Source organism: Pseudomonas sp. 05N434 (assembly GCF_056396965.1).
The window spans coordinates 1-9,483 of record NZ_JBFTMK010000145.1 but is presented as its reverse complement, the minus strand read 5'-3'; the positions used below and the strand labels follow the sequence as shown (position 1 = coordinate 9,483).

Below are 9,483 nucleotides of genomic sequence, written 5' to 3'. Positions count from 1 at the left end.
GGTTTTGACCCGTCGAAATCTACGCGTGCCGGCCGACAGCGGGCCATGGGTCAGGTTTCCAACATGCCGGTGGTGCTGATCGAGGGTGACCGCAATGAGCCGGACAAGGCTCACGCGAAGGGCTTCGACTGGGACGAGCTGAAAGACTTCTACGGCGGTGGCACGCTCGGTACCAAGGGTATGAAAACCAGCGGAAACGAAACCTACGAGCCGCCGTTTCGTGGCGCCATTGCGATCAGCCAGAACGCCGATGTCAGCGCGTCCGAAGCAATCCTGACCCGGATTATCAAATCGCATTTTGCGCGACCGGAAGTCACCACCGAGAGCCGTGCGGCGGCTGACAATCTGAACCTGATCCCGGTCGAGCACCTGAGCCACTTTCTGCTGCTGGCTGTGCGCGCGGAAGCGCAGGTCATGGCGAGGTTCGCCGAGCGTGTGCTTGTTCACGAACAACGTCTGCGCAAGCTCAAGGAAATCCGCGTCGAGCGAATCATTAAAAACCACAGCCAGTTGATGGCCCTGGTCGATTGCCTGTGCCTGGTCTGCCCGCTCGATGAAAACCAGGTGGTGACGACCCACCAGGCACTGACAGCCATGGCCCTGGAGCGTCAGGCCGCCATCAGCGCCGACCACCCGCTGGTGGCTGAATTCTGGGAGGTCTACGAGTACCTGGAAAGCTTGGGCGAAGGCCCGCAGGTCAATCACAGCACCGATCCCAAATTGATCGCCATCAACCTCAACGAGTTCGCCGAGCTGGCCAGCGTGCACCGCCAGAACCTGGCAGACCTGAAGACCTTGCGCACGCTGCTGACGGAGAGTCGCAGCCACAAATTGGTGGAAACCAACAAGCCCACGTACAGCGCGGTGCGCGCTTCGCAAAGCGCCGGCAATGCGATGTTCAACAAACCCTTAACCGTGCGCTGCTGGGTGTTTCAGAGCGCATGAACCGCAGTAACCACAGGAGCAGCACCATGCAGATCCAAGTCATTACCGGTGAAATGGCCACCGGCAAAACAACCAAGTTGCGAACGATTGAGGCGGCGCTTCTAAGCGAAGGGAGAGATGCCAGCATCATCCATGCGGAATCCTACGCGGCATCCGGACTGCTTCGAATTATGGAAGTGAGGGTTCACAAAGGGCAGCGAACGCTACTGGTTGACGACTGCACGCGCCAACAGATCGATGCGGTTCTGGAATGGCAATCAACCGTCGAAGAGGACACGCAATACGACGACTTGATTGTTCACCTTGTGCGAAAAGCCAGTTGATGCCAGTCGCAGGAAATTGAAAGTGGTGTCGAGGAGTTGCACCTCCCCGACACCGACCACCACCAAGGAGCAGCACCATGCAAGCACAACACCCAAGCAGCAGCGGCACAGAGGCTACCACGAACGTCTTGAAAGTCGGGGACGACGTTACCTATATCGTTGGTCGCAGTACCGGGCATAGCGTGAGCTTCAGCGTTCGCGAAGGAAAAATCGCCGTGATCAATGACCGTGTGGCCACCGTCAAATCCCGTAACGGTCGCAGCAGTGTGCAACCGTTGAATAAGCTCACTCGCAAAGGCCAACGCAATGCCCTGACCCGTGCTCTGTTGGGAGATGCGGAATGAACAACGGGAAATCCTTCCCCTGGAACCTCGACCTGACAGGCATCTGCGACCAATGCGGCAAATCCCGCGCCCATGGCAACCACAGGAAGTGCAGCAAAGCACGCCAGGCGATCAACGCACGACGTAGGGATGAAGAAGAACGCGCCGGGATAGCTCAAAGACCTAGAAAAAGCGCCGGATTGTTCTGGTTACTTCGCCAGGAATGATCGGCAACACTTGAACTCGAAAGGCCCGATAACGGGCCTTTCTTCTTTCAGAGGAATGGTAAGTTGTTCAACATCGCGTGGGGACGCACATGGCAGACGGTGTAGAGGCCCGAGGCAATTCCGTACGGGTCTATTTTCGTTTCAATGGCGAGTTGTGCCGGGAGCTTGTACCCGGCGGCAACACAGCGGCCAACCGAGAGCATGCAGCACGCCTGGTGAACATCATCGAATACGAGATACAGGCCGGCACCTTTGACTACAGCCGGCATTTTCCCAACTCGCCCAGACTGGTCGAAAATACCTTCGGCCATTACCTGGACCTGTGGCTGAAGATCAAACGCAACAGCGTTGCCGCCACTTCCTACCGGGGGTACGCCAACAAGGCAGAGGTCCATGTGAGGCCGCGCTGGGGAAAGGTTCAGATCGACCAGATCGATCATTTAGATTTGCAGGAGTGGGTGCAGGACACGCTGTCGAAGCGGCTCAAGAACAAGACCATTCGCGACATCATCAGCAATGTGCGCCAGGTTTTCAGGTTGTATCGCACTCGTAAAAAAGTGGCTCATGACCCGACTGAAGGGCTGTTCGTCCGCCTGCCTGATCCGGAAGCTCCAGACCCATTCACCAGGGCAGAAATCAAGCAGATCCTGGAAACGCCAACCAGCCGCACGCAGGAGCTGTTGATGGTGCAGTTCATGATTTGGGCTGGGCCGCGAGTTTCGGAAACTATTGCCTTGGCTTGGGAGGATGTCGACCTGGAGCGAGGAACGGTGATTTTCCGCCGTTCGAAGGTGCGCGGGGCTTATCGGGTGACGAAAACTCGGCGCTCGACGCGGAAGGTGCGGCTGTTGGAGCCGGCGTGGGATGCGCTACGTAAGATCGATGCGATCAATCGGAAGAAGATAGAGGAGACGGTCGATATCGTTGAGCGGGACAACAAGACAGTGCGTCAGCACAAATTGCACTTCGTCTTTCTGAACAGTAAAAGCGGCTTGCCGCATGTGAGCGATTTCGTTGTACGGGATCGGTTCTTCAAGGCGCACTTACATAAGGCAGGTGTTCGCTATCGCGGGCCAGGGCAATGTCGTCACACCTATGCCAGCCAATTGCTGACTACGGGCGTCGCTTCAATCGATTGGATTGCTGAGCAGATGGGGCATACCAATGGGAACATGATTCGGCAGCATTATGGAACCTGGATCAATGAAGACGGACCGGACGTCATTGGCATGCTGCACCACGCGCTGAACCTGTAGCAAATTACCCATGCAACACGTGACCAAATCCGGATGAGGTGTCAGGCCGCTTTCAACTCAGACCTAGATCGTGGGTTTGGGCTAACCTTACGATTGATTGAAAACACAATACCCCGAACCGGAACCCATCAGCTCCTGGGTTCCGGTCGCAGGACTTCTAACGATGTAGGTCAATACAGGGATGTCATCGTGTCTATCGCAGCCACCCAAGCAAAGCTTCATTGGAACTATTTTGTGGCTTTAGAACGTGACATGGATCTGCTCTCACGCTATGTCGAGTTCTGCGAAGAAAATTTTTCAGTGTTCTCAGTAGAGCTCGCCCATCTTCTTTTTGCAGCTGCTTCCGAAGTCGACGTTGTGTGCAAGCTGATCTGCGAGCAGGTGTCCCCTGGGGCACGAAGAGAAAATATCAACGACTACAAAGCCGTTCTCTTGCAGGCATTACCAGACCTTCCCTACACCGAAGTTTTTGTCCCGCGATACGGGCTGTCATATCGCCCATGGTCTAACTGGGAGGGCGATCGAAACCCAGACTGGTGGAGCAGTTACAACAAAGTGAAGCATGAGCGAGATGCGTACTTTAACCAAGCAACGCTCAAGAACGCGCTAACTGCTCTTGGCGCCCTGCTCGTGCTTACCGTCCACTATTACTCTCGAAAGTTGGCTCCAGAGCATGGACAGGTATTGAGGCTAAAAGACACGACGAAGCAACTGGAACCTGAATCGACACTGCTTCGTCTTCCAGAAGCCAACTACTTTTCACATATGGTTGTCTGAATTATCAAGCGTGGAGGCATTACAAACCCTCCTGACAGAAATTTAAGGGGTACCGATGACAAGCGAAGAACTTACTGCGCATCTCGAATTCATCGATGGCGTCCAAAAAGCCCAATCTCTTGTGCTCAGAGCACTACTGAGACAGCAACCCACTGTCTTGAACCAGCTACAAAACTATCTTCCCCATCTGCAAACACAGGCGTTCTACCAAAGCCTCACCCTTGAACAACGAAAAGCAATGAAAGCGACTCTTGAAAATATTGTCGGTCCCGTACAAACAGAAAACTCCTAACCTCATTGCAAAAGGCGACAAGGCTCCAGTTCATTTGTGAAGCGATATGGCCGATCACCTACGATTACACATTGTCGTCGTGTGCAATGGCCAAGATTGCTTGAAAGCCAAGCCTGGCTTGGCCTGCGCTCTGATCGGCATCTGTCGTGACATGTATGTGTATCCATCTGAAGCTGGGCAGACGGACATCACCCCTTGGGCGTCATTGGAAACATCGGCTGACTGTTTGACGGCCCCCTTGGTGTGCAGTCGGTTAACCGATGTCCAATTTCTTCAATCGAGCCAGGCCTTGCCTGATATGGCCAGTGTTTTCACTCATGGTCCACAGTGCGCCACGGACATTTCCGCCCACTTCCTGTGCCCCTTGCTCTTCGATCAGCAGGGTCAACTCCATAATGGCCGCCTCCAGGGCCTGCTGGTTTTCGAATAGCCTTTCCAGTACATCCGACAGTGAATAATCGCTTGGCATGGTGTCGACTCCTTTCGAGAAAGCCCAAGCATAGCAGCGACAGTGCCCCCAATTGGAACCTGCAATAGGTTGATTGGAGTATGGTCAATTGATGAAGCTGTCACCGGCTACTTTCAACTCTAAGCTCCCTTTGGTGACAGAGCGAAATCAGCCAGAAGCCGGCGTTGGATTTCTTTTACTACTTGATAGAATCTGCCTCCAAAGTATCTACCAAACTAGGGGCGATTCAGACGTACCTGTTAGCTATCATGAATGTGGCGAACGATATGCGGGAGCAGGGATGGCGAGAGTTTTGCTCGATGGAATGAGGCTAGTTGATCCAGTCGTACAGGATCTGGGTACACCGGGGATGACGCCAGTTCTTGCTATTGAGCGTGCGTTTGAGGCTCTCCTGCGCCAGTGCTTTATAGAGTCCTTTTCGGACGTTCTCATCAAGCCGCCTTCTGTCAAATTTCACTCGATGTACTTCAAGCAGCGATTCGCCTCGCTCCCAGCGCTGCTGGGAACGAGCTATGTGACTTGGTATCCAGAAATCACTATCGCAACAAAGCCACAGGACAGCTTTGATAATGTTGATCTCGCTTCGTCGAGCATGGATCTGCTGCCGATCATTTACGGTGGTGGCATATCGCGAATCTCCCAGCTCAAAAAAAAGCAGCTGAAGCGCCAAGTGAATCACGTGCTGAGGATCAATCACATCAAGCTCGGCAAAGAGGTGATTCAAGCCATTTTGGATCGTCTCTCCCAGGACACTCCACCTCAACCCTTGATAGCAAATTTTGATCCAGAAGCAGGCTCGTGGTGGCATCGAGCAGTCTCATTCGATCACATGCTTACTGGTAAGCGATTCCTGTGCACATGCTCAATGCCCTACCACACCACCTCTGTAATGCAATCTGACGCTGAAGGTGTTGTTTTGAGTGGTTACTTAGCTGAATGCGAATACAGGGAGGGTCTATGCCACCTCTGTGTGGCTCGTTTGGCACCTGAAGACGAGAGATATGGTGCAAGTGTCGAGACCAATTTCGAGGGCTACATCAACCAAGTGATGTTCGATCTTGGCGTGGACAAGAGGACCGCCAGAGCTGAAATCATGCACATCCTTGGCTTGAGTCGGTGGCAACGTGAGTCAGCTCTCTACGGCCTCATCAGAGATATCTTTCCCGATAATCAGGTACTTCGAGAGGCATCGCCGGAGTGGCTGGGAAGGATGCGTATCGACATCTATCTTCCAGAACTGCGGCTTGCGATAGAGCACCAGGGAGAACAGCACTACCGGCCCCTGTCTGTATTTGGCGGGGAAGAAGCTCATCTTCGTGTCGTTGCGCGTGACGAATTGAAGCGACGGCTATGTATGGAAAATGGTGTCGAAGTGGTCGATTTTAGGTTCGACGCGCCGCTCACCATATCTTCCATAAGAAATCGACTTCGCAGGTATTGGGGAGAAGCGAAATGACCGGACGTAGAAACAATGAGGCGGATTTTAATGCGCTCATCGATGTGATGGCTGAGATGATAGATGCGCAAGTGATGGTCCAGCGCACAAAAGATGATGACTGGATTACTGAATAGCAGTCAGCGTGCTGCCGCCTGCTTTTGGTCGATTACAGCCTTATCTCCCCGACGATTCGCCTCCGCATCGTGTGAGTCCGTCAGATGCCTGCCAATAGCATGGTCAAAGCCAGGCTCACCTGACCGTATGAATGTTATTATGAGCTAGGGGAGTTAGCTGGTCCCTAATTAAGGACTGCTCTCGCCAAGCGCAGTGCCGCGCTATGGCTCATATACCGCTCTCTTAGCTATCTCGTAAGCGCTGTTTGCTTGCCAAGTCAGCAATCTCTGGTCTGCTCATAGTCACCGTGCGCGCCATGTTTTCGGTTCCCGTTGTAACGTGGAACGGGATGGTTGGATGGTCATGTTAGCTAAATCGACGTTGGGTTTAGGTTCACCCAGCTTGGTAAAACTACGCCGCTTTCTACCCGAAGCGGCTCGATACGAAAGTACCGTAGGCCGTCCGTGTCAATCGACTTGTTAGACCGCGCCTGCATTTCCATCACCCCGGGCAACGTGCTTGTTCGTACAGTTTGCAATGCGTTCCTTGGCACAGTAGAAATTGTTTCTCCCCGTTTGCCACGGCGTCACCTCGGCACTGGAGAACCGGTAAAACCGGAACTCCCCCGGCTGATGCTCGCTCTCCCGGAGCTTGCTGCGAGGCCCGATCACAACGACGAGCTCGTCGTACTTCTCAGGGTTTCCTACATTGATATTGTTGCCAGTAGGCGAGTTGTTGAACTTGATCTGCACTCGTTTTTCGTCGTGCACACCGTCGTGCCCGGGTAGACGCAATTCTTCAACAAGCACCGTTCCGAAGGCATCAGCGCAAAGGAACTCGCCAATATCCCCCAGGAACCTCGAGGATCGGATTACGCCGACTTCCTCGAGTCGATCGACGGCTTTGAAGAAGGCTGCCAGGGCGGATTCTTGATCGGGTGTCATAGCGGTCTCACCATAAGTAGACGACACATGTGGCGTTGCGCCACTGTGTCGCATAACGCTCCTTGTCCTTGCGTAATCCCATGAGCCAATTGAGTCCAGCGTTAGAACCGCGACTTGGGCATAAGAGCAAAGCGACAAGCTCTGCACGGAGGTTACGAAGTGGTTGCCAGTGTGTCCATGGTCGCTTGTGGTCTGCTTGCCCCATTTGTAAACGTCCGCTATTGGGCCGATAGCCGTCGGCTTGCTTTCACTCCGGGGGTTGCGAAAAATCTCAGAAATACAGGCCGTGTTCCCATATTGTTCCCATATGGCCCTTTTTCAGACGCCAGAAACCACAAACCCCCGACTTTCTCTAGGAAAATCAGGGGTTTGTGTGTTTCAAATTTGGCGGTGAAGGAGAGATTCGAACTCTCGATACAGTTTCCTGTATACACACTTTCCAGGCGTGCTCCTTAAGCCACTCGGACACTTCACCGTATCTCGTCAAACCTATTCAGTCTGTCGAGGCGCGCTAATGTAGTCGAAAGCTTTTCTGATGGCAAACATTTTTTTCAGAATTTTCATGCGCTTAACGCGATTAGCGCTTTGGGGGCGTTCAAGGGCATGGCAAACCTGCCAATCTCCGGCTTCGCCTCCCCTTCTATATAGAAGCCAATGCACGATGGGCGGGGCGGACAATGCCTGGAGAGCTGGAAAAGGGTGACTGACGGGTCAGTCACGGCGCTTTACCTGGCCTACAGCGGTGGGTAACGTCTGCCCTACTTTATTAGAAGGATTGGCGTCATGAGTGAGTTGATTTCCTACCATCTCGAAGACGGTATCGCGACCCTGACCTTGAGCAATGGCAAGGTCAATGCCATCTCTCCAGACGTGATTGTCGCGTTTAACGCTGCGCTGGATCGGGCGGTAGCGGATCGGGCGGTGGTGATCATTACCGGTCAGCCGGGGATTTTGTCGGGTGGTTATGATTTGAAGGTGATGACCGCCGGCCCTAACGAGGCCATGGCGCTGGTGGCTGCGGGTTCGACCCTGGCTCGTCGCCTGCTGTCGCATCCGTTCCCGGTGGTCGTGGCGTGTCCTGGGCATGCGGTGGCCAAGGGTGCGTTTCTTCTGTTGTCGGCTGACTACCGCATCGGTGTCGATGGCCCGTTCAGCATTGGCCTGAACGAAGTGCAGATCGGCATGACCATGCACCATGCCGGTATCGAACTGGCCCGTGATCGTCTGCGCAAGTCGGCGTTTCATCGCGCGGTGATCAACGCCGAGATGTTCAACCCGCAGAGTGCCGTGGATGCCGGTTTCCTCGATAAGGTGGTGTCGGCCGAAGAGCTGCAAGGCGCGGCGCTGGCGGCGGCTCGTCAGTTGAAGAAGCTCAACATGATCGCCCACAAGAACACCAAGTTGAAAACGCGCAAGGCGCTGCTGGAGACGCTGGACAACGCGATCATCCTGGATCAGGAGCACATGGGCTAAGCCCGAACGCGTTGCACCGAAAAGCCCGACCGTCGTGTCGGGCTTTTTCTTGGGTGTCTGGTTTAAAACCTTACAACCGCTCTAGGCCGCATCTGACCCACAAGTCGGAAACATGCGTTCAAAAATCGGCTATCTCCCACTTCTATAGCGGCAATTGCCGAAAACAGTGCACATCCGTACACTGCGCCACCTTTTGTCCCGGTGGGCCTTTAAATGCTGTTTGTGTTTCGTATGTTATTGATGGGCCTGCACTTTATTCTGGCCGGTGCGCTTGGAGTGATTCTCGGGCTGTGCCGCCCGTTCAATCCCGACAACAGCCGTTTGTGCGCCCGTCTGTATGCGTGGCCGGYAATGTGTATTTTGCGTTTGCGGGTGAAGGCCGATGTCGGGCCGTTGATGGATAAACCCGACAGCTGCGTGATCATCGCCAACCACCAGTCCAACTACGATCTGTTTGTGTTCGGCAACGTGGTGCCCCGCCGCACCGTGTGCATCGGCAAGAAGAGCCTGAAGTGGGTGCCGCTGTTCGGGCAGTTGTTCTGGCTGGCGGGCAATGTGTTGATCGATCGCGGCAATGCGCACAAGGCACGCCAGTCGATGCTGACCACCACGCACACCTTGCAGAATGAAGACACCTCGATCTGGGTCTTCCCCGAGGGCACCCGCAACTTGGGTGAAGAGCTGCTGCCGTTCAAGAAAGGCGCGTTCCAGATGGCGATTGCCGCCGGCGTGCCAATCGTGCCGGTGTGTGTCAGCAGTTACGTCAAACACATGCGATTGAACCGCTGGCGCAGTGGGAAGATTCTGATCCGTTCGTTACCGGCAATTCCTACGGCTGGATTGAGTCTGGATGACATGCCGATGTTGATCGCCCAGTGCCGCGAACAGATGCGTGAGTGCAT

11 protein-coding genes, 1 tRNA gene and 1 pseudogene are annotated in these 9,483 nt (G+C 54.3%); 10 read left to right on the top strand and 3 right to left on the bottom strand.

The features are described 5' to 3' along the window. The 7 genes and pseudogenes from AC1DLB_RS11840 to AC1DLB_RS11810 form a co-directional block, all read left to right on the top strand. Positions 1-945 (top strand): annotated as a pseudogene (locus tag AC1DLB_RS11840) (bifunctional DNA primase/helicase); the annotation flags it as partial. Between the two features lie 26 nt (positions 946-971). Beyond that, positions 972-1,268: a hypothetical protein gene (locus AC1DLB_RS11835; protein WP_428633207.1), complete on the top strand. Its 297-nt coding sequence runs from the start codon at positions 972-974 to the stop codon at positions 1,266-1,268. Between the two features lie 77 nt (positions 1,269-1,345). Further along, a complete protein-coding gene (locus AC1DLB_RS11830; RefSeq protein WP_477779323.1) occupies positions 1,346-1,612 on the top strand; it encodes a hypothetical protein in 267 nt (88 codons plus the stop codon). Beyond that, complete coding sequence (locus AC1DLB_RS11825; RefSeq protein ID WP_477779324.1) at positions 1,609-1,818, top strand: hypothetical protein; 210 nt, start codon at positions 1,609-1,611, stop codon at positions 1,816-1,818. Before AC1DLB_RS11830 ends, AC1DLB_RS11825 begins: the two co-directional genes overlap by 4 nt. Positions 1,819-1,907: 89 nt before the next feature. Further along, positions 1,908-3,074 (top strand): Arm DNA-binding domain-containing protein, encoded by a 1,167-nt coding sequence (locus AC1DLB_RS11820; RefSeq protein ID WP_477779325.1) that lies wholly within the window; start codon positions 1,908-1,910, stop codon positions 3,072-3,074. Positions 3,075-3,263: 189 nt separating this feature from the next. Continuing rightward, entirely contained in the window at positions 3,264-3,851 is a 588-nt protein-coding gene (locus AC1DLB_RS11815; protein WP_477779326.1) for a hypothetical protein, read from the top strand. Between the two features lie 55 nt (positions 3,852-3,906). Beyond that, complete coding sequence (locus AC1DLB_RS11810) at positions 3,907-4,143, top strand: hypothetical protein (RefSeq protein WP_477779327.1); 237 nt, start codon at positions 3,907-3,909, stop codon at positions 4,141-4,143. Positions 4,144-4,396: 253 nt separating this feature from the next. Here the strand turns inward: AC1DLB_RS11810 and AC1DLB_RS11805 are convergent, their stop codons facing one another. Then, a complete protein-coding gene (locus AC1DLB_RS11805) occupies positions 4,397-4,612 on the bottom strand; it encodes a hypothetical protein (RefSeq protein ID WP_477779328.1) in 216 nt (71 codons plus the stop codon). Positions 4,613-4,892: 280 nt separating this feature from the next. Between AC1DLB_RS11805 and AC1DLB_RS11800 the strand changes: the two genes are divergently transcribed. Further along, entirely contained in the window at positions 4,893-6,068 is a 1,176-nt protein-coding gene (locus AC1DLB_RS11800) for a hypothetical protein (protein WP_477779329.1), read from the top strand. Between the two features lie 575 nt (positions 6,069-6,643). Here the strand turns inward: AC1DLB_RS11800 and AC1DLB_RS11795 are convergent. Together AC1DLB_RS11795 and AC1DLB_RS11790 are read right to left on the bottom strand one after the other, a co-directional pair. Further along, positions 6,644-7,108: a DUF6998 domain-containing protein gene (locus AC1DLB_RS11795; RefSeq protein ID WP_477779330.1), complete on the bottom strand. Its 465-nt coding sequence runs from the start codon at positions 7,106-7,108 to the stop codon at positions 6,644-6,646. 385 nt (positions 7,109-7,493) lie between these two features. Next, a tRNA-Ser gene (locus AC1DLB_RS11790) sits at positions 7,494-7,583 on the bottom strand. Positions 7,584-7,891: 308 nt separating this feature from the next. Here AC1DLB_RS11790 and AC1DLB_RS11785 point away from each other — a divergent pair. Both AC1DLB_RS11785 and AC1DLB_RS11780 read left to right on the top strand, forming a co-directional pair. Beyond that, positions 7,892-8,581, top strand: coding sequence for a crotonase/enoyl-CoA hydratase family protein (locus tag AC1DLB_RS11785; RefSeq protein WP_018925220.1), 690 nt, complete (start codon positions 7,892-7,894; stop codon positions 8,579-8,581). Positions 8,582-8,794: 213 nt separating this feature from the next. Continuing rightward, positions 8,795-9,483: lysophospholipid acyltransferase family protein (locus tag AC1DLB_RS11780; protein WP_477785036.1), on the top strand; the 689-nt coding region annotated here is incomplete at its 3' end.